Source organism: Paraburkholderia caledonica (assembly GCF_000383275.1).
Taxonomy (GTDB): domain Bacteria; phylum Pseudomonadota; class Gammaproteobacteria; order Burkholderiales; family Burkholderiaceae; genus Paraburkholderia; species Paraburkholderia caledonica.
In genome coordinates, this window is sequence record NZ_KB911044.1 from 1 (window position 1) to 20,816 (window position 20,816).

Annotated in this window: 23 protein-coding genes; 13 read left to right on the forward strand and 10 right to left on the reverse strand. The window is 61.6% G+C overall.

Going from position 1 to position 20,816, the window contains the following annotated elements:
• Positions 1-432, forward strand: a 432-nt coding sequence (locus H281_RS34895; protein WP_020070074.1) for a DMT family transporter, incomplete at its 5' end; no start/stop codon positions are given.
• 145 nt (positions 433-577) lie between these two features.
• Positions 578-1,054: a YbaK/EbsC family protein gene (locus H281_RS0126040; protein WP_020070075.1), complete on the forward strand. Its 477-nt coding sequence runs from the start codon at positions 578-580 to the stop codon at positions 1,052-1,054.
• Between the two features lie 161 nt (positions 1,055-1,215).
• On the opposite strand, the gene H281_RS0126045 is transcribed toward H281_RS0126040, so the two are convergent.
• From H281_RS0126045 to H281_RS0126055, 3 genes are all read right to left on the reverse strand, one after another.
• Positions 1,216-2,655 carry an MFS transporter gene (locus H281_RS0126045; protein ID WP_020070076.1) on the reverse strand — a complete coding sequence of 480 codons (1,440 nt, stop codon included), beginning with the start codon at positions 2,653-2,655 and terminating at the stop codon, positions 1,216-1,218.
• Between the two features lie 75 nt (positions 2,656-2,730).
• Positions 2,731-4,689, reverse strand: coding sequence for an aconitase family protein (locus H281_RS0126050; RefSeq protein ID WP_020070077.1), 1,959 nt, complete (start codon positions 4,687-4,689; stop codon positions 2,731-2,733).
• A gap of 93 nt (positions 4,690-4,782) precedes the next feature.
• Complete coding sequence (locus H281_RS0126055; protein WP_020070078.1) at positions 4,783-5,682, reverse strand: LysR family transcriptional regulator; 900 nt, start codon at positions 5,680-5,682, stop codon at positions 4,783-4,785.
• Between the two features lie 226 nt (positions 5,683-5,908).
• Here H281_RS0126055 and H281_RS0126060 point away from each other — a divergent pair, with 226 nt between their 5' ends.
• A complete protein-coding gene (locus H281_RS0126060; RefSeq protein WP_020070079.1) occupies positions 5,909-6,871 on the forward strand; it encodes an SOS response-associated peptidase family protein in 963 nt (320 codons plus the stop codon).
• A gap of 104 nt (positions 6,872-6,975) precedes the next feature.
• Entirely contained in the window at positions 6,976-7,248 is a 273-nt protein-coding gene (locus H281_RS0126065; protein WP_020070080.1) for a hypothetical protein, read from the forward strand.
• A 146-nt stretch (positions 7,249-7,394) separates the two neighbouring features.
• Here the strand turns inward: H281_RS0126065 and H281_RS0126070 are convergent, their stop codons facing one another.
• A complete protein-coding gene (locus H281_RS0126070; protein WP_020070081.1) occupies positions 7,395-7,847 on the reverse strand; it encodes a DUF3597 domain-containing protein in 453 nt (150 codons plus the stop codon).
• A 254-nt stretch (positions 7,848-8,101) separates the two neighbouring features.
• Here H281_RS0126070 and H281_RS0126075 point away from each other — a divergent pair, with 254 nt between their 5' ends.
• On the forward strand, positions 8,102-8,380 hold the full coding sequence (locus H281_RS0126075; RefSeq protein ID WP_020070082.1) for a DUF883 family protein: 279 nt from the start codon (positions 8,102-8,104) through the stop codon (positions 8,378-8,380).
• A gap of 93 nt (positions 8,381-8,473) precedes the next feature.
• On the opposite strand, the gene H281_RS0126080 is transcribed toward H281_RS0126075, so the two are convergent.
• From H281_RS0126080 to H281_RS0126090, 3 genes are all read right to left on the reverse strand, one after another.
• Positions 8,474-8,947 (reverse strand): PRC-barrel domain-containing protein, encoded by a 474-nt coding sequence (locus tag H281_RS0126080; protein WP_020070083.1) that lies wholly within the window; start codon positions 8,945-8,947, stop codon positions 8,474-8,476.
• Between the two features lie 146 nt (positions 8,948-9,093).
• Positions 9,094-9,474, reverse strand: a complete 381-nt coding sequence (gene crcB / locus H281_RS0126085) for a fluoride efflux transporter CrcB (RefSeq protein ID WP_020070084.1) — start codon at positions 9,472-9,474, stop codon at positions 9,094-9,096.
• Positions 9,475-9,706: 232 nt separating this feature from the next.
• Positions 9,707-10,909, reverse strand: coding sequence for an ammonium transporter (locus tag H281_RS0126090; protein ID WP_020070085.1), 1,203 nt, complete (start codon positions 10,907-10,909; stop codon positions 9,707-9,709).
• Positions 10,910-11,312: 403 nt separating this feature from the next.
• Here H281_RS0126090 and H281_RS0126095 point away from each other — a divergent pair, with 403 nt between their 5' ends.
• On the forward strand, positions 11,313-12,995 hold the full coding sequence (locus H281_RS0126095; RefSeq protein ID WP_020070086.1) for a sensor histidine kinase: 1,683 nt from the start codon (positions 11,313-11,315) through the stop codon (positions 12,993-12,995).
• Positions 12,996-13,086: 91 nt separating this feature from the next.
• On the opposite strand, the gene H281_RS0126100 is transcribed toward H281_RS0126095, so the two are convergent.
• Together H281_RS0126100 and H281_RS0126105 are read right to left on the reverse strand one after the other, a co-directional pair.
• A complete protein-coding gene (locus tag H281_RS0126100; RefSeq protein WP_020070087.1) occupies positions 13,087-13,413 on the reverse strand; it encodes a hypothetical protein in 327 nt (108 codons plus the stop codon).
• Positions 13,414-13,527: 114 nt separating this feature from the next.
• Positions 13,528-14,109 carry a DJ-1/PfpI family protein gene (locus H281_RS0126105; RefSeq protein WP_020070088.1) on the reverse strand — a complete coding sequence of 194 codons (582 nt, stop codon included), beginning with the start codon at positions 14,107-14,109 and terminating at the stop codon, positions 13,528-13,530.
• A gap of 219 nt (positions 14,110-14,328) precedes the next feature.
• Between H281_RS0126105 and H281_RS0126110 the strand changes: the two genes are divergently transcribed.
• The 5 genes from H281_RS0126110 to H281_RS0126130 all read left to right on the forward strand — a co-directional run bounded on the left by H281_RS0126110 (position 14,329) and on the right by H281_RS0126130 (position 19,092).
• Complete coding sequence (locus tag H281_RS0126110; RefSeq protein ID WP_020070089.1) at positions 14,329-14,805, forward strand: hypothetical protein; 477 nt, start codon at positions 14,329-14,331, stop codon at positions 14,803-14,805.
• Positions 14,806-14,812: 7 nt separating this feature from the next.
• Positions 14,813-14,938: a hypothetical protein gene (locus H281_RS37500; RefSeq protein ID WP_277394743.1), complete on the forward strand. Its 126-nt coding sequence runs from the start codon at positions 14,813-14,815 to the stop codon at positions 14,936-14,938.
• The gene (locus H281_RS0126120) at positions 14,935-15,390 is read left to right on the forward strand and encodes an Rrf2 family transcriptional regulator (protein ID WP_020070091.1); all 456 of its coding nucleotides are present in this window, start codon (positions 14,935-14,937) and stop codon (positions 15,388-15,390) included. The genes H281_RS37500 and H281_RS0126120 overlap by 4 nt, the downstream gene beginning before the upstream one ends.
• A gap of 143 nt (positions 15,391-15,533) precedes the next feature.
• Positions 15,534-16,181: an NAD(P)-dependent oxidoreductase gene (locus H281_RS0126125; RefSeq protein ID WP_020070092.1), complete on the forward strand. Its 648-nt coding sequence runs from the start codon at positions 15,534-15,536 to the stop codon at positions 16,179-16,181.
• A gap of 241 nt (positions 16,182-16,422) precedes the next feature.
• Complete coding sequence (locus H281_RS0126130; protein ID WP_020070093.1) at positions 16,423-19,092, forward strand: mechanosensitive ion channel family protein; 2,670 nt, start codon at positions 16,423-16,425, stop codon at positions 19,090-19,092.
• A gap of 10 nt (positions 19,093-19,102) precedes the next feature.
• Here H281_RS0126130 and H281_RS0126135 read toward each other — a convergent pair whose 3' ends face one another.
• The gene (locus tag H281_RS0126135) at positions 19,103-19,732 is read right to left on the reverse strand and encodes a cysteine dioxygenase family protein (protein ID WP_027804959.1); all 630 of its coding nucleotides are present in this window, start codon (positions 19,730-19,732) and stop codon (positions 19,103-19,105) included.
• Positions 19,733-19,870: 138 nt separating this feature from the next.
• On the opposite strand from H281_RS0126135, the gene H281_RS0126140 reads away from it, so the two are divergent.
• Together H281_RS0126140 and H281_RS0126145 are read left to right on the forward strand one after the other, a co-directional pair.
• The gene (locus tag H281_RS0126140; RefSeq protein ID WP_020070096.1) at positions 19,871-20,338 is read left to right on the forward strand and encodes an Lrp/AsnC family transcriptional regulator; all 468 of its coding nucleotides are present in this window, start codon (positions 19,871-19,873) and stop codon (positions 20,336-20,338) included.
• 160 nt (positions 20,339-20,498) lie between these two features.
• Positions 20,499-20,726, forward strand: a complete 228-nt coding sequence (locus H281_RS0126145; RefSeq protein WP_020070097.1) for a hypothetical protein — start codon at positions 20,499-20,501, stop codon at positions 20,724-20,726.
• Positions 20,727-20,816 lie beyond the last annotated feature (90 nt).

The following is a 20,816-nucleotide window of genomic DNA, read 5'->3' on the forward strand; positions in this document are numbered from 1 at the left end:
TTTCCGGCGGACATGGACCGTCTCGGGCTACTTGGCGCGCAACTCGTCATCGCGGTAGTGGTGCTCTTTCCGCTGTTCATGTGGGAGTACATCGCGGGGGAACGTGCAACCTGGAACAGCGCGTCTCTTGGAGAAATCATGTACGTAGGGCTCGCACCATCCCTGATCGCCAACCTCCTGTATATGTTTGGCATTGCGCGCGTAGGTCCAGCTCGGGCGGGGCTCTTCATTCACCTGATTCCGCTCTACGGCGCGTCGATGTCAATCGCGTTTCTGGGCGAGACGCTGCACGTTTATCACGCGATCGGCATGGCCGCGATCGTCGTTGGTCTGGCCTGCTCACGTAGCAAAGACAGACCGGTATCCCGGTCTGCCGATGAGAACGAGGGCGATCGCTATAGCAAGCGTCGTCGGGTACAAACGGTTGGATGAGTCTCCTAAGCTTTGACCACTTTATCGATCGCCCTCACGGGCATTAGCCGCCGTCAGTACGCCTTGGCAGTTTGATGAACCGTCTTAAAGCGTAGACCGATCCAGTCCACATCAACTTCACAATGTCATATCAGCGAGTCCGAACATGAGTTTGCAATCCGTCCGTACATTTCTTTCACAGCATGCTCCCGACCTCGAAATTCTGGAAAAGCAGACAAGCACCGCCACTGTCGCGGAAGCCGCCAATGCCCACGGCGTGTCCCCGGGGCAAATCGCGAAGACGCTGTCTTTGTGGCTGAAGGACGAGGCCATCCTGCTGGTGCTTGGAGGTGACGCGAAGATTGACAACCGCAAGTTCAAGGACCAGTTCAAAGGCAAGGCCAGGATGCTCAATGCCGAGGAGGTGGTTGAATGGACCAGTCACCCGGTGGGCGGGGTGTGTCCGTTCGGACTGCCGCGCGAAATGAAGGTCTTTGCGGATGTGACGTTGAAGAAGTTCGACGTTGTGTTGCCTGCAGCGGGCGCAACGAACGCGGCACTCCGTATCGCGCCCCAGCGCCTTATCGAACTGGTTAGGGCAGAGTGGGTCGATGTCGCTCAAGGTCCAGCCCTGACCGTCTGACGGACTGTTTTCTTCCCGTCCGTCAGCGAGGCGAACTCTCGACTTCCGCTCGTCGGACGGCGCGGCCGCGACTGAAGTTATCGCCTCCGCGGCGTCATACAATCGTTCGTCCCCACTGTAGTCTGTGCCGCCGCTTGGAGTTAGACGCCTCTGCAAAAAGTTCAGCGAGAAATGTCCTCCAGCGACTTTCCAAGCGTCCGAGGCCCCATCAGTCCGATTGCGAGGATGACCAGCATCATCGCGCCGGCGATGAAAACGAACACGCCAGTCACGCCGAAGTCCTTCAGCATGAACGCAATGATGAACGAGCTGAACACCGCGGATGCACGACTCCATGAGTAAACGAAGCCTACCGCCCGTGCGCGAATCGTCGTGGGGTACAGCTCCTGCTGATAGGCATGGTAGGTGAACGATATGATGTTGCCCGCCAGCGTTAGACAAACGCCGAGCATCACGATCGCCACGGCCGACGTTGTTTGGCTAAAGAGAAGTCCGGCCACGATGTTGAGCGCCGCCATGCAAACAATGACGTGCTTTCGCTCGAAGCGGTCAGCAATGAGATAGCCGAGCAAAGGTCCAAGAGGCGCCGCCAACCCGATGACTGTCGTGTAGAGCAGGCTCGACGTCACGGTGATTCCCTGCTTCACAAGCAGCGTGGGTACCCAGTTAGCAAAACCGTAAAAGCCGACCGTCTGGAATATGTGAAAGACAATCAGCATGACGGTTCGCTTGCGGTACGGCGCCCTCCACATATCAGAGAAGCCGCCTTTAATTGCGATCGGCTCGGATGGTCCTGGCGGAGGAAGAGGCCTTCCGTATTGGCTTTCAACTTGCGCTTCGAGTCGGGAGAGCACGGCGTCGGCCTCTGCGAATCGCTGCTTGCTGGCGAGCCAACGCGGGCTTTCCGGCAGGTTTCGACGGAAATACCATACGAACGCCGCACTGATGCCGCCAATCAATACGACCCACCGCCAACCGTCCAATCCCAGATAGGATTTCGGTACGAGCAGGTAAGACAGGAAGGCTACGACCGGGACCGCGGAAAAGCCGATTGCCTGGCAGACTGCAAACGCACGCCCGCGCATATGCTTCGGTGCGAGCTCGGACATGTAAGTGCCAATGGTGATGAGTTCGACGCCGATACCAAGACCGGAAACGAAGCGCCAGAAGTTCAGTCCTGTCGCTGTATCCTGGAAGGCCATTATCGTATTGGCCGCTACGTACCAGAGCAATGAATACGTGAAGATTGCACGCCGGCCAAAACGGTCAGCGAGGAATCCGCAGGCGATGGTTCCGACGAACAGACCGCTAAAGAGAGATGCGATAAAGCTGGCGACACCCGACGTTCCGAAAAGCCCGTGCGTCGTCGCAGTGAGAATGCCTGCCTTCACGAGACCAGGTGCGATGTACCCGGTGAAGAGCAAATCGTACAGTTCGAAGAAGAAGCCGAGGCTAAGCAACACGATCAGTTTCCAGACGCTCCGCGTGGCGGGAAGTCGGTCAAGACGTGCAGATATTGCGGCTTTATCGACGAGCGAATCCTCACCGGGCACGCTGGTTTCTTTGGCGCCTAAGGATGAGGCGCCTTCCAAAGTGGTCATGGTTGTCTCCGTCTAGTATTTGCTTTTGATGCTGCCGGGCAAAAGTCAGCTAACCACAGCTATTAACAGCAATCCTCACTGGCGTTGCTCCTTGAGTTCGGCGAAGGAGACGATCCTGCCGGCCAGTGCGCTTGCCACGACAGTTGGTGGGCTGGCGAGCCAGACCTTTCCTGGCCCAGAACGACCCGAGAAATTCCGGTTGATTGCGCTGATGGTGACCTGCGACGCATCAGTGGATGCACCAGGACCGCAGTTGGCGCATGCGCCGCATGAGGGCTGAAGCAGAACTGCGCCAACGCGTTCGAAAGCATCGAGATATCCGCGCTCGATGCAGTAGTCCCGCACGTCTGACGTGCCGAACTGTAGAAACAATTGCACGTGTTCAGGGACCCGGATTCCCCGGTCGGCAGCCCAGGCGAGAACCTCATGATAATGGTCGAAATCTTCGCGCTTGCCGGCAGTACATGAGCCGCCGTACGCAATATCAATCTGCGGCCGGTTGCTCAACTGATTCAGCGCGATGCCGTTTCCAGGGTCTCCGGGTGCCGCGAGCATAGGGGAGAGCTGAGTGCAGTCGATCTCAATGGTGGCTGCGTAAGGAGCGCCGTCGTCACTTCGCATCCAAGGCTCGATTTCGAAGTCCACACCGCGACGTTCCTTCAGAAACCGGACCGTCTCTTGATCGGGAGCGACGATCCCTGTGAAACCGCCAAGCTCTGCGGTCATGTTGGTGAGCGTGGTGCGCTCGTCGGTCGTCAGCTGTGAAATGGCCGAGCCAGCAAACTCGAACACCTTGCCGACGCCCGCGCCGGCACGGATGCGGGGGTCCGCAAGAAGGTGGAGCGTTAAGTCTTTCGCTGTCACTCCGGCTGGAATCGGTCCGCGGAGATCGATTCGCAGCGACTCGGGAACGGTCATCCGTACCGCGCCGGTGATGAACGCATTGGACATGTCCGTCGTGCCAACCCCAAATGCAACGCAGCCAAGCGCTCCGCTGTGCGGTGTGTGCGAATCGGTGCCTACCACCAGTTGGCCTGGCAGCGCGTACCTCTCCGCCATCATTGCGTGCGAAATGCCTTCCGAACCTTCGCTAATGCCACTGCCGTTTTCGCCGAGGTAGCCATGATTGCGTAGACCGTAATCTCGGGCGAAAGCACGGTGCGCTTCAGACAGCGCGCGCACATCCGGAATTAGCCCGTTGCGGATGTGCAGCTCGCTTTTGTGCGAGTAGGACAGGTGGTCCTCGAACATCAAAATCGTCTCAGGCGAATGCAGTTTCAGTGGGCGACCGAACGTAGCATGCAGCATGTGACTCGCCATGCCGGTGTAGTACTCATGAATGAAACGCCAGTCCGCGCGGACAAAAGCTCCTTCTCCAGGGTTCTGTGAGTCCCCCGTGGCTTCGGTTTCCAACGCGTGCCTCTCGATGATCTTTTGAACGAGCGTGCGTGGGCGGCTGTCGCTGGCCTGAGTGGTCGTCCTGACGTGCTGCATGTGCGCAGCGCCGTACCGCAGAAGGCCCCCGCTGCGGAGAATCGCTGACGCAAGCGCGTCGCGAGATGCGACCAGTTCGTCGATGTCGATTGCTTCACCACGCTCCATACGTTCGAGCAGTCCAAAGTCTGTCGACGTGAAGAGTCCGACGTTGTCGGCATTTTGCCGGTAAATGCGCTCGAAGCTTCTGGCGATAACAAGCCGGATGCCCGCACGATATTCCGCTACCGGGCTGTGCTCGCGAGACGACCCCTTGCCGTACCGGTTGCCGGCAACCGTCACACAAAAGCCTCCGGCGCGAACAGCGTCCAGACCAATGGGCGTGCGTTCACCTGCTCTGAACCCAACATACGGAACACGCGCAAGCCGCTCGTCGAAGCGGGTGAGCACGCTCATTGGTGTGATTTCATCGGTCGACACGTCGTCTCTCAGCGTGCCGGCCGTGGTCTCGGTCAGGTCTTCGCCGCTCAACTGTCGGTCGATGATGTCCGGGTCTGCGGAAAGAAAGAGCACCCGGCCATCGAGCTTCAAAATCGGCATGTCTAGTCTCCTTGCGGGAAATCTAGACTGTCTTCGGCACCGGGACGAAGTGCTGGAATCGCAGGGGGGGCATTACCAATCACGACGTCCGCATTAACCCTGGTGGCTATGTGAACTTAGATGAAATATCAAGGCCGCAACCGCTTGGCGGCGCGCTGACCTTTTGAAGGCATGCACCCGCAGCGTCCTGCTCGCCGCCCACGGCGCGTCGAGCGGGTGACGAATGAAGTTTCCCGACCCGGCGAACGCCGAAGCCGCGCTGGTCGGCACGATGCCAATGCCTAAGCCAGCCTCTATCATTCGGCACTGGGCGTCAAAGCTATTGACCGTAACCGATACTTGGAGCGGCTTTCCCATGGCTGCCGCGCGCTCGCGCAATTCCTGGTCGAGCGTTCCTCCGGCCTGTAGTGCAACGAGTGAGAAGTCCAACACGTCACTAAAGGTTGGGGCGGTCACCGATGCGAGTTCGTGCTGCCGTGGAACGACAACCAGCAAGGGGTCGTCTGCAAAGTGCCAGGAGTCGAGGCTGTCCGGCGCGACAACTGCCGACGAGATTCCCACATCTGCGCGGCCGTCCACACATGCGCGCAGTACGTCGCTGCTGATCTGCTCGATGAGAGCAATCTCAACCAGCGGATACTCCGCCTTGAAAGTGGTCAGTAGTTCAGGGAGAAATCCGACGATGGCGGACGCATTTGCATACAGCCGGACGGTTCCCGAAACCTGACCTGCCAGCGAATGTACCTCGCCCACCAATGACTGCAACTGGTCGTTCAGTGCGCGGGCCCGAGAAAAAACATGGGCACCGGCCTCCGTCAGTTCGACACCGGACGGTGAACGCGTCAGTAAAAGCGCGCCAAGCGAGGTCTCCAGGTCAGCAATCCGCCGGCTGATAGCCGACGACGATATGTGACCTCGTGCGGCCGCTCGGGCTATCGAACCTTCCTCGACCACCGCAACAAAAAGTTCAAGACTGTATGGGTCAATGCGCACGGATATTGTTCTCAGCAGAATGGCGACTACCAGGCATTGAGCGCCATGAAGACATGCTGAAGGCCGCTTCGAAATGGGGGGCCAAGGCTGGTCGCGCCGAATCGTCGAACTTGCGATTATCCGCCCATCTTGCCGCCGCGCACCATCAAAGCCGACAAAGCAGGTCATGCGGATCGCAAAGTCAAAGCCGGCTCGCATATCATGACCACATCAAACTGGAGGCACCATGTGCTACTCGGCTCAAGTCGTGGCGGACTATCGAAAATTCGTGCGTACCTTTGGCGCAATCATCGACATCCACGAGTTTGCGCGTTTGTTTTTTGAACGAACGGAGGGCATCGGCAAAGCGAAGATACCCAAAGCCATGGAAGACGCCTTTGCCGATCCACAGGACGAAGCAACGCGTGAGATCAATGCTCTTATAGCGCGCTTCACGTCGGCGCAAGTGACGAAGTTGGAACAGGATCTTTTCAAACAGCGCACACGGCTTGCAGACGCCGAACGCGCGCTGCAGACGAAGGTCACGAAAGCGGCAACGGAAAGTCAGCGCATTGCCACCGACAAAATTGCATGGGTCAAGGGAAAACTTGAAGACCTGCAGCGAACCGCATTACAGCCGCGGGACTCGCGCATCTTTCCCGGTAACTACGCGCCGGTCATGGTGATGGAAGGCGGGCAACGGGTCGTCAAGCCTATGCGGTATCAATGCCGCATTGCTGGAAAACCTGCGTCGTACGATACGAAGTATCCCGGAACATACAATGCGCGCCGGGATAGCCTTGAAGGTTTCTGGGCTCCGTGCTTTGGGTACACGCATGCCGTGCTGCTTGTCGAAGTTTTCTATGAGAACGTCAGCCGGGCGAAGTACGAAGGCACGTTACTGGAAACTCACGAGCGGGACGAGAACGTCGTGCTGGAGTTTCGTCCGGGCAACGGGGAGTTGATGCATGTTGCCTGCTTGTGGTCGCGGTGGTCCGCACCGGGCGAGCCGGACCTGCTGTCATTTGCGGCGATAACAGACGAGCCGCCACCGGAAGTCGCGGCGACCGGTCACGACCGCTGCATCATTCCTATCAAGCCGGAAAACGTAGATGCATGGCTCAACCCAAACCCGAACAATCTGGAGGCAATGTACGCAATTCTCGATGACAGGGACCGGCCGTACTATGAGCATAGGTTGGCGGCATAGCGGTGACGCGCCCAATTGTTCCTGCTTGGGGTCGCCATCAACCAGCCCGGACCGATGTGGCGTCATTTGCGCCAGATGGCTCGAACAATCGGAAGGAGACTTGCATGATACGAAAAATGCTCAATGCGTCGCAGCTTCAGCAGGAGGTCAACCGGCGACTCCATCGGCTGCCGGAAATCGTCGAAGACGGCGTCAAGATTCGCGTGCCGCGACCGCAGTTGCAGGAGGCCGACAAGACAGGCTGCAACTGGACGATGATCAATTTCGGCAACGCGATCGGCTTTGAGCGCGACATCGAGAGCGTGCTAAAAGCCGTGCGCGCCGAATACAACCTCAGTACTGAAGTGAAAGACACGGGCAACCCGTTCGGAGATTGACCGCGAAACGCTTAAAGCGTCATCGTAGTGCACGCCGCCTGGAAGATGCTGTCGACAAGGCGCTGGCGCTCGGGTCTCTTCAGTCTACGAGGCTCGACGAGGAAGCCGCGCGCCTTGCCACGGCCAGATTGCTGCGAGCGACCGTGTCAGTTCTTCAGGTCATCGGGCACCTTGCCACCGTTTTCAGCGAGCTTCGTCATCACCTGCTTGTGCAGCCAGATGTTCATCGAAGCTGAATCTTCCGTATTGCCTGTGTAGTGCAACTCGGATGCGAGTTCCTTGCGGGCCGCGAGACTGCTGTCGAGTCCAAGCAGCTTCAGCAGATCGACAATGGACGTACGCCAGTTCAATGTTTCGCCGCTGCTTTCCTGCATTTTTATCAGAACCGCTTCGACGTCGACCGTCGGCATAGGGGTAACGGGAGGCTGTGAATTACCGGCGGCGGCAGTGGAAGGTGTTGCTGGCGTTCCAGCCGGCGCAGTTGCGCTGCCCGGTGCCGCCGTCGCCGCGGCTGCCGGTCCGGCGGTGCCGCCCGAGCCCGTGTTCGCCGGATGATCATGCGGGAAGATCTTGTTGAGGATCGTCGAAAAAATGCTCATTTATCGCTCCTGGTTCGCGCCGGTCACTGCGGCCGGCGTATGGGGCGCGCAACGCTCGTGCCTGTGCGGACTTACTGACCTCACAAGCAAGCCTGTGTCATGTCACTCGTCATACTTCTGATTTGCATTGGTGCAGTGATCTACATCGCCATCCTAATTAATAACGTCGGTTCGAACGGGACTTTATCGGGAGCATTCGGCGAGGCACGCGGTTTGCTGAACCTTGTCCACTTAACGGAGACAGGGAGGGTCAAATGGCCGAGTCTACTCAAGCCACCAGTTCGGGTTACGCCGATGCATCGCGCGACGACAGCCTCGCGTCAAGGCCGAACGGCAGCGACGAACTGCGTGCCCGCAGCGCACAGAAACTTTCCGAATTGAAGGACAGACTTGCCGACGCGCAGGACGTTGTCAAAACGAAATACCGCGTCGTGTCTGAATCTACCGACGACTTCGTCCACGACAGTCCGTGGAAAGCGGTAACGATGGCGTTGATCGGCGGCCTGATCATCGGGATGCTGGCGGCTCGATAACGCGCGTTTTACGAAATGTGGCCCGTGTCACCGCAGTACAACGCGGTGACATGGGCACTCACAGGTCTGCTACGGCTTGAGCGCTGGCTCGCGTCAGTGCTCACTGGGCCGGATGGCGGGGTCTTCCTCGACGACTTCGCGGGTCGCCGTCCAGTACGGCTGCCGGTTGTAGTAGCTATAGGTCGATTCGCCCCATGTCGGGTCGGCCATTGACGGCCAGTGGTCGGGGTCGAAGCCCGGGTCGTCCTTCAGACGTTGCGCCGTAATATCGACGAAGAAGCACTTCTGGTCGGTATCGAGAGTCAGCGCGCTCCAGGGAATGGCGTGCAGATTCGCTCCCATGCCGAGGAACCCGCCTTCGGACAGCACCGCGTACGCGATGCGTCCATTGCGGACGTCCAGCATGATGTCGGAAATCTTGCCGACATGCTCACCATCCGACGACATCACCTTCGTGCCGTCGAGCGTGGCCGCAGCCATGACGTCGGGCCCCGGACCTTCGCCGATACCGCCGCCGACAATTTTCGCTCCGCCGCTAGAGGCGCCTTGCGGATTGATTGAGCCCATCTTTCACCTCCTTTATGGAAAGGGTGCGCTTTGAAACGCGCAAGCGGTGTGCCCGCTGAAGAGCGCGTGAACTGCGGCCCGCAGGGGCAAAGCCAGCACCAGGAAGAGATGAAAGAAACGAGATAGCGGGCTGTGGCGAGCGATACTTAACGCGACAGCAGCGTAACCGTGGCAATGCCGAGAATCGTCATGACGAGCGACGCGCCCACATGTATCGCGACTTCGCCGGCGGCCCAGCCGAGGCGGCCGTCCTGCAGGTGCTGCACCACTTCGGCCGAGAAGGTGGAGAAGGTGGACAGTCCGCCCATCATTCCGGTGATCACGAAAAGCCGCCACTCGGGCGCAATTTGCGGCGCGCGCGCGAAGCCCGCGACGGCCACGCCGATGATGTAGCCTGCGATCACATTTGACGCGAAGGTGCCGAGCGGCAACGACGGAAAGAGCGCATTCAGACGCAGGCCGAGAAACCAGCGAAATAACGAGCCAAGTGCGCCGCCGACGGCGACCGCGAGTATCGACCAATACATGAGAGTGCCAGGCGAAACGTGGGATTCAACAAACCGGGCGGAGCGGGACGCCATGTCGATTCGGCTCTGTTCCGGGGAAGCAGGCATCGTTCGGAAGGGGGCCATGATCGGCATGCCATGCCGAGCGCATGGCAACCCTTTCGAGTGTTCAGCCTGCAGCGCGCAAGTCTAACATTCGCCATTCCATGGGGACAGGTCGCGCGAGCCGGCCCGGCGCGGCCGACGCATGCCATCAGCCCAGGCTTTCGCGCTCCGGCGTAGCAGAGATTTTGTGGATCGACAGGTCAGCGCCGTTGTACTCGTCCTCCTGATCGAGGCGCAGGCCCACCGTCAGGCGGATGGCGCCGTAGACGAGCGTGCCGCCGAGTGAAGCCACGACGATACCGCCCAGCGTGCCGAGCACCTGTGCGCCGAACGAGACGCCGCCCAGGCCGCCGAGCGCCCGCAAACCGAAGATGCCTGCTGCGATGCCGCCCCACGCGCCGCACAGACCGTGTAGCGGCCAGACGCCGAGTACGTCGTCGATGCGCCAGCGGTTCTGCACGCACGTGAACATGTAGACGAACAGCGCGCCGGCGATGCCGCCCGTGACGAGCGCGCCGAGCGGATGCATCAGGTCCGAGCCGGCGCACACGGCGACGAGCCCGGCGAGCGGCCCGTTGTACGTGAAGCCGGGGTCGTTGCGTCCCGCGAGCCAGGCGGTCAACGTGCCGCCGACCATCGCCATCAACGAATTGACGGCGACGAGGCCGCTGATCTTGTCGACCGTCTGCGCGCTCATCACGTTAAAGCCGAACCAGCCGACGGCCAGCACCCACGCGCCGAGCGCGAGAAATGGAATATTCGATGGCGGATGCGCGGCAATACCGCCATCGCGGTGATAGCGGCCGTGGCGCGCACCGAGCAGCAACACCGCGGGCAGCGCGACCCAGCCGCCAAACGCGTGAACGACGACGGAGCCCGCGAAGTCGTGGAACGGCGCACCGAACGTCTGGCTGATCCAGTTCTGCACGCCGAAGCGCTCGTTCCAGGCAATGCCCTCGAAGAATGGATAGACGAAGCCGACCAGAACGAACGTCGCGAAGAGTTGCGGATTGAATTTCGAACGCTCGGCGATGCCGCCGGAGACGATTGCCGGAATGGCGGCGGCGAACGTCAACAGGAAGAAGAAGCGCACCAGCGCGTAGCCGTTGTGAACCGCAAGCGATTCGGCGTTGCCGAAGAACTGCACGCCGTACGCGATCGTATAACCGATGAAAAAATAGGCGATCGTCGAGACGGAAAAGTCCACCAGAATCTTCACCAGCGCGTTGACCTGGTTTTTCTTGCGCACCGTGCCCAGTTCAAGGAACGCAAATCCTGCGTGCATCGCGAGCACCATTGCGGCTCCGAGCAGGAGAAAGAGGGTATCGGTCCCGGATTTGAAGCTTTCCATCGATTATTTCCGCTTGTGCCAAAAAGCCGCGCAAGAATGCAAGAAACGGGCCAAAACGGTGCTATTTAGCGCTCTGCCGGTGCAGTGAGCACTGTGAGGGAGCTGCACGCACGCGGTTGCGTCGTTTGCCTTCTCGCTCCGCACCTCTGGCGCACATTGAAAGCACAATATATGTGCGTAAGCGTTCTGTTTTGGCAATGCATGAACCAAGTTGGTTCGTAATTTTTCGTCTTGCTTACGGATGCTGCAGAATGTCGAGGCGCCCCCACGTCTCTTTACCGGCTCCTCGATGCCTTAGCAGGTGACGCTCAGCCGGTGGTGCGCCGCTTTGTTTCGTAAGCAAACGCCGACATAATGTGCCGTACCGCGCACATCTGCCGGCCCACACCTCCAACGCGTGCGCATGCGACTTACCACTAAAGGCCTGCTGCTGATTGCGATTCCTGCTGTCTTCGAACTGGCCCTTCTGTCCGGCCTGGTCAAGGCGCAGTCCGACGCGGCCGAAGCCGAGCGCAGGGCCGCCCACGGCCAGGAGGTGATGCGCCAGACCACGGCGATTCTGGATCCGGTGCTGGGCGAGTCCGTCGCGCTGCGCGGCGCGGTGCTCGCCGCCGACAACCGGTTCGTGACGCCGCTGTCCGTATGGGTCGACGTCGATCGACGCATAGATCAACTCGCCGAACTCGTGTCGGACAATCCGGCGCAGGTCGAACGCGTGGTCCAGGTGCGTCAGGCGGTGCAGGCCTATCGGCAATGGTCCGATCGCACGCAGGACATGTTGCGTTCGGGGCGTCGCAAGGACGTTGTCAACCGGTTCAGCGAGCTGGCTCAGGCCGACGTGCTCGATCGCTTTCGTCAGCAGTTGGCCGCCTTTCAGACGGAGGAACGGCGTCTGGAGGCTCAGCGTGCGAGCGACGCCGATGCCGCCCGCGAACGGCAGCAGACGCTCGTGGTAGCGGCAGTGTTCGGTTCGTTGCTGTTCGTGGCGCTCTCCGTGTGGCTTTTCACGCGTGGGGTGCGCGGACGGCTTGCGCTTCTGTCCGACAACGCCGGGCGCCTTGCAGGCAACGAGCCGCTTGCGCCCATCGAGCCGGGCCACGATGAAATCGCGCGCCTCGATCTGACGCTGCATGAGACCAGTCGACGTCTGTTGGAAGCGGAGCGAATCCAGGCGCGCTTTCAGGCCGACCTTGCGCGCCGTGCGGACGAACTGTCGCGCATCAACGAAAGCTTGCGGCAGCAGACGCAGGAAAACGAGATGTTCATTTACAGCGTGTCGCATGACTTGCGCGTGCCGCTTGTCAACCTGCAAGGCTTTTCAAAGGAACTGATCCGCGCTTGCGAGGAACTGCGAGCGGCCGTCAGCGACTCGTCGCTCCCGGCGCAGACGCGGCAGCGCATCGAACGGATAGTCGACGAGGATATCGGGGAAGCGCTCCACTATTTGCAGACGGCGGTGCTGCGCGCGTCGCACATCATCGATGCGTTGTTGCGGCTCTCTCGCATTGGCCGCGTCGAATACCGGCAGCAGAAAGTCGAAGTGTGCGATATCGTGCAGCGCGTGATTGACGCAATGCAAGGCTCGATTCGCGCTCGCAACGCGCAAGTGCATGTAGGCGAATTGCCGGCTGTGTGGGGCGACCCGACCGCGCTCGAACAGGTGTTCGCCAATCTGATCGGGAATGCGGTGAATTATCTCGATCAGTCGCGCGAAGGCCGGATCGAGATCGGTACGACGCCTGCGCCGCCCGGCGTGCAATCGCTGCGGATTTTCTACGTGCGCGACAACGGGCTGGGCATTCCGGCGATCGCGCTGCCCCGGCTATTCAACGCCTTTCAGAGATTGCACGGCACGGCGGTGGCGGGAGAGGGCATCGGCCTCGCGCTCGTGCGGCGCGTCGTGGAGCGGCATGGTGGACGCGTGTGGGCGGAGTCAACGGAAGGTGCGGGCACGACGTTCTACCTGTCGCTGCCCGAAGCCGGCGCACGGTCGGCATTGGCGGCTGCCCAAGTCCGTGCCGGGGCGCATGCCGCGAACGATCAGGCGATGGCCGATGAACAAGGGAATCTGGGGATGGGGCGGTGAGGCGGACTGGCAGGTTTCGTCGTGAAGCCCGTAGCCCGTGAGCGCGGCGTGTGGCGTGTGGCGTGTGGCGCAATTCGAGCGCCGTTGCCGGTTAGCAGGAGATAAACAGACGGCGCGGTTTCAGGAGCCGCCGGCCGCGCACCGACCAGTAGCAGCCGCACGCAAGCAGAATTGCGACGACGGCGAGCACTTCCTGAAACGTTGGACGCAGCCCGAGCAAACCGTCGAGCGCAAACACACAACGCGCCACGATCAGCAAAGCTGCCCACACGGAGCAGGCGGCTTGCACCAGCATCCTCGTTCCCGCGAGGCGCCGCGCGCGGTTCTCTCGCGACCAGCCGGCCGGCGTGTGCGCGCAGCGAAAAGCAATCGTCATCAGCGTGATGGCGAGAATCACAATCCAGTCGGTTAGTTCCATCGAAGAGCGCTCCCAAGTCAGCCCGTGACTATAGGAAGGCCCTCCAACGCGAACTATAGGACGACTCTCAAATGCCGCGCTTACCAGCGATAGCCGCGCGGCGCTTGAACTGGCTCAAAGCTCGATACGCGTGCCCAGCAAAACCAGGAACTGGCGAAGCCATTCGGGATGAGCAGGCCACGCGGGAGCGGTCACGAAGTTGCCGTCGGTGATGGCGGCGTCGACCGGAATGTCGGCGAACTCGCCGCCAGCGAGTTTGACCTCGGGCGCGCAGGCCGGGTAAGCGGAAATGCGCTTGCCTCGGATCACGTCGGCGGCGGCCAGCAGTTGCGCGGCGTGACAGATGGCGGCGATCGGTTTGCCGGCTTCCGCGAACTGCCGCACGAGTTCGATCACTTTGGGATTGAGCCGCAGATACTCGGGTGCGCGCCCGCCGGCGATAGCGAGTGCATCGTATTGACGCGGATCGGCGTCTTCGAACGACGCGTTCAGCGCGAACAGATGGCCCGGTTTTTCCGTGTACGTCTGATCGCCTTCGAAATCATGAATCGCGGTCTTGATCCGATCGCCTGCTTTCTTGTCGGGGCACACGGCGTCGACCACATGGCCGACCGCCTGCAGTGCCTGAAACGGCACCATCGTCTCGTAATCCTCGGCGAAATCGCCGGTGAGAAACAGAATTTTCTTTGCCGCCATCGTATGCCTCCGATTGATCAATGGAACACAGCTAACCCTGGACGGACCTTGATTGCCCGCAGCCAGTCTACCGCACAACGTTTGACAGAACCGCGACTGCCGCGGCCCGCGAGCCGCGTCGATCCGTCCTGCATGACTGCTTGTGGGGCGCTTCGCGGCAACGGCGTATGATGGGCGCGTTTTCGTCAGCTACGCCGCCTCCTGCGGTTCAAAATACACATGACTTCATCTTTCCGTTCTCCGTTGCTGCGCCGTGCCGCCGTGGTCCTCTTCGTATTCGGCGGTCTCGCGGCTTGCCAGAAGAACGATGCGTCGGCGGGGCAGGTCGCCGGCAAGCTCAACGACGCGGCGCAGGCCGCCGGCCAGAAGCTCGATCAGGCGGCGAGCTACGTCGGCCAGAAGGTCGACGAGACGAAATCCGCCGCGCAGCAGAACCTCGAATCGGCCTCGGCGCCGACGGTCACCATCGACCCCAATGCGCTCGCTTCGAGCGCGCAAGCCAATCTGCAAAACGCGGCCAGTACAGCCAACCTGCAACTCGGTAAAGCGGCGTCGCTGACGGGCCAGAGCCTGGAGAACGCCGGGCGCAAGCTGCAGGAGTGGTCGGCGCAAAGCACGGCTTCGTCGACGAACGCCGCTGCTTCGTCGTCCGGTTCGAACTATGGCGGCGACGCGCAAAAGCAGATGGACAAGTGAGATGCGCATGAGCACGCTGAATCGCGTGCGCCTGCTCGGCCGCGATAACCATGCGTTCAGCAGCGCGTTTGACAGCGTCCATAAATGTAATTACCATGGTTACACATTGTCGTCGCAGGACGGGTTGTTGTGAACACGAGTAGCCGGTTTGCGTTTGCGGTGCATGTGCTCGCGTTGCTGTCGCTTCAGGAGGGCGCTCCGCTTTCGTCGGAAATGATCGCGGGCAGCGTGAATACGAATCCCGCGCTCATCCGGCGGCTTCTGACCATGCTTGCCGAGGCGGGCCTCACCACGTCGCAACTCGGCGCGGGCGGCGGCGCGCTGCTGGCTCGCGCGCCCGAGCAGATTTCCTTGCTCGACGTGTACCGCGCGGTGGACGACGCGCAGCTGTTCGCGCTTCACCGCGAGGAGCCGAATCCGGCCTGCATGGTGGGGCGCAATATTCAGGTCGTGCTGCGTGGAATCATCGACGAAGCGCAGCAGGCCATGGAGGCGTCGCTCGCACAACGAACGTTGGCCGATGCGACAGCGGACCTGTTGCGTGCCGAGCGTACGAGGGAGCGCAAGCGGCGACCGCCTGCGTGACGCGGGCGCTTTCTGCTGCGGCGAGCGTCGATTCGGAATTTTCAATAAATGTTTTGCAGGAACCCCGGGGGCCAAGCCCCTGTTTTTTCCGATGTATATGTAATCAAGACAGTTACATATAAACCATGACAGGAGCAGTTGAAATGAGCAAACAGTTGAAGATCGCGTTGTTCGGCGCCACCGGCATGATCGGTTCGCGTATCGCGGCTGAAGCAGCGCGTCGCGGGCATCAGGTGACGGCGCTGTCGCGCAACCCGGCGCGCGTGCCGGCCGACGTGCCGAACCTGAAAGCGGCACAAGCGGATCTGCTCGACGCGGCGAGCGTCGGCGCGGCGGTGCGCGGTCACGACGTGGTGGCGAGCGCGTATGCGCCGCCGCAAACCGATGTCGGCTCGCTGGACAAGGCGACCCGTGCGCTTGTCGAAGGTGTGCGCGCGGCGGGGCTCAAGCGTCTCGTCGTGGTGGGCGGCGCAGGCTCGCTCGAAGTCGCTCCGGGCAAGCAACTCGTAGACGCCGAGGGTTTCCCGGACGCCTATAAAGCTGTCGCGCTGGCTCACCGCGAGGCGCTGAACTACTACCGCAGCGTCGCGGATCTCGACTGGACGTTCTTCTCGCCAGCCGCGATCATCGCTCCCGGCGAGCGCACCGGCACGTTCCGCACCGGCACTGACTCGCTGATTGCCGACGCCCAGGGCAACAGCCGGATTTCCGCCGAGGATTACGCAATCGCGTTCGTCGATGAAGTGGAGCAGGGCCGTTTCGTCCACCAGATCGCAACTGTCGCGTATTGAGCGTGGGCGTGAGTTTTGTAGCGCGGCACCGGCGGCATTGCGCAACAAACGCACGCCGCACAGCAGGCGATAGGCGGTTCGGTGCCGCCTGCAACGACCGCAACGCGCGTCAGCCCGACCGGCGCCGCGCACGCGGCACACAAGAACGCATGCAAGCGTCCTAACAATCGGTTACGCATGTCCGGTTGCAGGCAGGCAAACTGGGGCTACACTGGCGTCTCCCGTTTTCTCACGGATTGCCATGCAGTCATGCCCGTCGCGGCGTGAGTCTGAGGCTGCGCCGTCAAACGGCGGGCTTTTCGCGATTCACGCTGCATTTCCTCGTCTTTTTGCCCGGATCGGATTCCTGATCCGTCGCGGCGCGTGCCCGCCCGGCGCGAGCCGGTTCGGCGTATGGCCGGTCGCGCTCCTCGTTGCGCTTTTTCTTTGGACCGCGTGGCTCCCCACCAGCGCGCATGCAGCCGACGCGGGCGCCGGCACGCCCGTCATCCCGGCGTTGCAAAGCCTGATCAACAGTGCGACCGTGGCGCCCGCCTCGTCGGCGTCCGGCGCGTCGGCTGCGGAAGCCGCGTCGGCGCCGTCGCCCGCTAGCCAGGCGGAAATCGCGCGTTCGCTCGACAGCGTGATCGCCACGCTCGACAACGACCGGCAGCGCAGCGCGCTCGTCGCCCAGTTGAAGAAGCTGCGCGACGTCTCCCGAACCGTCGGCCCGCTAGCGCCCGCGCCAGCGCAGCAGAGCCCTGGTCTGCTCGGCGCGATTGCGTCGGGCATTGCGTCGTTCGAATCGGACGTGCATGAAGGCCGCACGCCCGTGCGCTACTGGGGCGGACGCTTCAACGCGGCCGGCAACGAGCTCTACACGATCATTTCGGGCCAGGGCCAGGAAAGCCTCGGCCGCATCCTCTTTTCGATGTTCGCGATGCTGGCCGGCTGGGGCGCATGCGCAGCCGCGCTGATCTATCTGCAGCACAGGCTCTACCGGCGACTTGGCATCGTGATCGGCCTCAATCCGAATCCCACCACGCGAGAGTTGCTGATCTTCGCGTTGCGGCGCGTCGGGCCGTGGGTCATTGCGTTCGTCGCCGCGCTGCTGTTCGTGCGCGCGATGCCCGATGCGCTCGGCCGCACGCTCGGCATGGTCGTCGCGTATGCGATTGTCGCGGGCGCCGTGTTTTCGGCGATCTGCCTGATCATGTTTTCGCTGTTCGGCTCGGGACACCGGCGAACCGCAGTACGTTTGCTGATCGATCATGCGCGGCGCCTGCTGTTTGCGGTCGGCGTCTGCGGCGCGCTCGGCGATGCGGCCGTGAATTACGACGTCGCGCATCAGATGGGCTCGAATCTGGCCGCGCTGGTTTCGACCGCCGCCAACATGACGGCCGCCGTGTTGACCGGCTATTTCGCGCTCGCGTTTCGCCGGCCGGTCGCTCATCTGATCCGCAACCGGCCTTACGACCAACGCAACGATCATAAAGCCGCGACTGATGCTTTCGACGTGCTCGCCGCGCTCTGGCACGTGCCCGTTCTCGTGCTGGCGACGGCCTCGGTCGTCGCCACGCTCGGCGGCTCCGGTTCGAGCGAGAACGTGCTGCAAATCTCGGTGGTGACTGCACTGCTGCTGGTGCTGGCGTTTTTCCTGTCGGCCATCGTTTTACGCATGACGCGTCCACGCAGCGCACGCGCGCGGCGACGCTCTCCGTATCTGACGCGGTTGCTGCGTTTTTGCGGCACTTTGCTGACGCTTTTCATCTGGCTGTTTTTCTTCGAGCTGGCGGCCCGCTTGTGGGGCGTTTCGCTTGCGGCGGTCGTCGAGGAAAACGTGGCCGCGCGCGGTATCGCGCATGCGGTGACGGCGATCGTGGCCACCGTGTTCATTGCGTGGCTGCTGTGGATTCTCGTCGACACCGCGATCACCGAGGCGCTCAACCCCGGCAGTGCACGCAACAAGTCGCGCGGTCCGAGCATGCGGGCGCGAACGATGTTGCCGCTCGTGCGCAACGTGCTGCTCGTCAGCATCATGACGATAGCGGGCATCGTTACGGCGGCAAATCTCGGCATCAACGTGACACCGCTGCTCGCGGGCGCCGGCGTGATCGGCCTCGCGATCGGTTTCGGCGCGCAGTCGCTCGTGACCGACCTGATCACGGGGCTTTTCATCATCATCGAAGATACGATTTCGGTGGGTGACTGGATCGACGTGGACGGCGGCCATGCAGGCACGGTCGAGCATTTGTCGATCCGCACCGTGCGGTTACGCGACGGCCAGGGCGCGATTCACGCCATTCCGTTTTCGCAGATCAAGATCGTCAAGAATTTGTCGCGCGACTTTGCCTACGCAGTGTTCGAAGTGCGGATGTCGTTCTCGACCGACGTCGATGAAATCACTCAATTGATTCGCGAAGTCGGTGCCGATCTGATGGCCGACTTCCGTTACCGTCGCGAGATGCTGGGGCCGATCGAGGTGTGGGGGCTCGACCGCTTCGACCCGAACTGGATGGTGGTCAAAGGGCAGATCAAGACGAGGCCGCTGCAACAATGGAGTGTGGCGCGGGCGTTCAATCTGCGGCTCAAGCGCAAGATGGACGAGGCCGGCATCGAGATCCCGGTGCCGCAAATGCGCTTGTTCACGTCGTCTAAAGACAGCGAGGGGCAGCCTTTGCACGACGAAGACGTGCTCGGGGCCAGGCCGCATGAGCATGCGGATGCCCGGGCTGATGCCCACGCGGAAGCACGTGCGGGTCAGCACGAGCATGCAGTTGGGCATCAGGAGAAATCGCCGCCAATACGCGGCGCGCATCCGGCTGTCGTCGCGCGCGATGTGTCGCATGAGCCGCGGCCGGCGCCGCCGCCGACGGGACAGACCGCGCCGATTCCGCCGCAGATTCCCACGGCGGGCGAGGGCAAGGCTTGATTCTCAGGCGCTAGACAAGCGCGGGTGCGACGCGCACTACATCGTTGACATGCGTTCCGATACACGCACCCGGCACGCCATACACGTGCAACGACACCGCGGGGGCATTGCTGCAATTGCCCAGCCGATGAATGTTGCCCCGGCCGCTGCGCACAAAGGAAATCGCGCCGCGCGGGCGAGCATGCGAGCGCGTCGCGATGGCGATGTCCTCCGGGCCGTTCCATTCGAAAACAGTTTCGTTCAACGTGCCGTCGAGCACCGCGTATCCACACCACGTGTGATGCGCATGCACTGGACTCGCCTGATGCGGCAACCAGACGAGTGCGGCGATGGCGTAGCGGCCTTGCGGATCGGCGGCGAGCAGATGCCGGCGGTAGTTGTCCAGCGATGCCTCACGCTGCCCTGGCTTCAGCATCGCGGGGTCGGCCGCGGCTTGCGCGAGCGCGATTCGCATGCTGCGTGCGAAGGAACTGGAATGCGAAGGCTCCGCAGAAGTCGCGCAGGCGTCGAACATCGCGTCGAGTGCATTGCACAGTCGTGCGAGAGGCTCGTGATGCCCGGCGTGCCGCGAAGCATGGTGTCCGTGAGGCTGCGCGAACTGATCGGGGAGGCGGGCGGGGGAACGGAGGTCGTGGTCCAAGTTCGTTGAGCGGCGTGGCTTGCCGACGTTTTTCAGGTTGGAACATTTATACCGTTTTGCCCGGAGAAAGAGTTTCCATATAATTCCCCGTGCAGTTTGAAAAGTAGAATAATTTCCTAAAGGGGCGAGACGGTGGGAATGGATATCATCGACCGGAAGTTGCTGGAGCTGTTGCAGGAAGACGCGACCATGCCGATTGCCGAACTGGCACAGCGCGTGAATCTGTCGCAAACGCCTTGCTGGAAGCGGCTGCAGCGTCTGAAGGAGACCGGCGTGATTCGCGCGCAGGTGGCGCTGTGCGATGCGCGCAAGCTCGGGGTCGGCACGACAGTATTCGTCGCGGTGCGCACGAATCAGCACACGCAGGCGTGGGCGCAAAGCTTCACGCAGGCGGTGCAGGACATTCCCGAGGTCGTCGAGGTGTACCGGATGAGCGGCGAGACGGACTACCTGCTGCGCGTGGTGGTCTCGGATATCGACGACTATGACCGCGTGTACAAGCAGTTGATTGCGGCGGTACCGCTGTACGACGTGAGTTCGAGTTTCGCGATGGAGCAGATCAAGTATTCGACGGCGCTGCCGGTGCGGCCCGCCGCAGTCGTGTAAGGCGAGCATCGGGCGAAGTGCGCGTTATCCGCGTACGGGCCGTGGCGGCTCGCTCACTCTTTCCGCGCTGTCGGCTGCAAGGCGAGTGCAAGGTGGGTCGGCGTAGAATGCCGCCTTCTCCGCTATCTTCCGCGATTCGCCTCGCGGTCCGAGCCGTCTCATGAACAAACCGCCGCGCAAGAAAAATCCGACGTTAGGCATTGCCGTATTCATCGTGGTCGCGGTGCTGCTGGTGATTGCCACGCTGTTCTACAACGCGATCAAGGAAAAGCGCGAGTTCGACAGCAGCAATGCGCCGGCGGTGTCTATTTCATCGGGCGCGGCTGCAGCGACGGCAACGAGCGCGGCGGCCACCGCAATGAAGCCTGCGAGCGGCACAGCACAGTGAGGTTAGGGCGCTCAGCGTGTCTGAGCGCCGGTCTGGCTATGGCGCGGCAAGTCGCGCGAGACGGAAAAGCCACGGTTCGCGTCTCGTAGG

What these genes read in the sequence shown, in the direction of transcription:
- H281_RS0126040 (WP_020070075.1), top strand. Translation starts at nt 578, where the DNA reads ATGAGTTTGCAATCCGTCCGTACATTTCTTTCACAGCATGCTCCCGAC.
- H281_RS0126045 (WP_020070076.1), bottom strand. Translation starts at nt 2,655, where the DNA reads ATGACCACTTTGGAAGGCGCCTCATCCTTAGGCGCCAAAGAAACCAGC.
- H281_RS0126050 (WP_020070077.1), bottom strand. Translation starts at nt 4,689, where the DNA reads ATGCCGATTTTGAAGCTCGATGGCCGGGTGCTCTTTCTTTCCGCAGAC.
- H281_RS0126060 (WP_020070079.1), top strand. Translation starts at nt 5,909, where the DNA reads ATGTGCTACTCGGCTCAAGTCGTGGCGGACTATCGAAAATTCGTGCGT.
- H281_RS0126065 (WP_020070080.1), top strand. Translation starts at nt 6,976, where the DNA reads ATGATACGAAAAATGCTCAATGCGTCGCAGCTTCAGCAGGAGGTCAAC.
- H281_RS0126070 (WP_020070081.1), bottom strand. Translation starts at nt 7,847, where the DNA reads ATGAGCATTTTTTCGACGATCCTCAACAAGATCTTCCCGCATGATCAT.
- H281_RS0126075 (WP_020070082.1), top strand. Translation starts at nt 8,102, where the DNA reads ATGGCCGAGTCTACTCAAGCCACCAGTTCGGGTTACGCCGATGCATCG.
- H281_RS0126080 (WP_020070083.1), bottom strand. Translation starts at nt 8,947, where the DNA reads ATGGGCTCAATCAATCCGCAAGGCGCCTCTAGCGGCGGAGCGAAAATT.
- crcB (WP_020070084.1), bottom strand. Translation starts at nt 9,474, where the DNA reads ATGTATTGGTCGATACTCGCGGTCGCCGTCGGCGGCGCACTTGGCTCG.
- H281_RS0126090 (WP_020070085.1), bottom strand. Translation starts at nt 10,909, where the DNA reads ATGGAAAGCTTCAAATCCGGGACCGATACCCTCTTTCTCCTGCTCGGA.
- H281_RS0126095 (WP_020070086.1), top strand. Translation starts at nt 11,313, where the DNA reads ATGCGACTTACCACTAAAGGCCTGCTGCTGATTGCGATTCCTGCTGTC.
- H281_RS0126100 (WP_020070087.1), bottom strand. Translation starts at nt 13,413, where the DNA reads ATGGAACTAACCGACTGGATTGTGATTCTCGCCATCACGCTGATGACG.
- H281_RS0126105 (WP_020070088.1), bottom strand. Translation starts at nt 14,109, where the DNA reads ATGGCGGCAAAGAAAATTCTGTTTCTCACCGGCGATTTCGCCGAGGAT.
- H281_RS0126110 (WP_020070089.1), top strand. Translation starts at nt 14,329, where the DNA reads ATGACTTCATCTTTCCGTTCTCCGTTGCTGCGCCGTGCCGCCGTGGTC.
- H281_RS37500 (WP_277394743.1), top strand. Translation starts at nt 14,813, where the DNA reads ATGAGCACGCTGAATCGCGTGCGCCTGCTCGGCCGCGATAACCATGCG.
- H281_RS0126125 (WP_020070092.1), top strand. Translation starts at nt 15,534, where the DNA reads ATGAGCAAACAGTTGAAGATCGCGTTGTTCGGCGCCACCGGCATGATC.
- H281_RS0126130 (WP_020070093.1), top strand. Translation starts at nt 16,423, where the DNA reads ATGCAGTCATGCCCGTCGCGGCGTGAGTCTGAGGCTGCGCCGTCAAAC.
- H281_RS0126140 (WP_020070096.1), top strand. Translation starts at nt 19,871, where the DNA reads ATGGATATCATCGACCGGAAGTTGCTGGAGCTGTTGCAGGAAGACGCG.
- H281_RS0126145 (WP_020070097.1), top strand. Translation starts at nt 20,499, where the DNA reads ATGAACAAACCGCCGCGCAAGAAAAATCCGACGTTAGGCATTGCCGTA.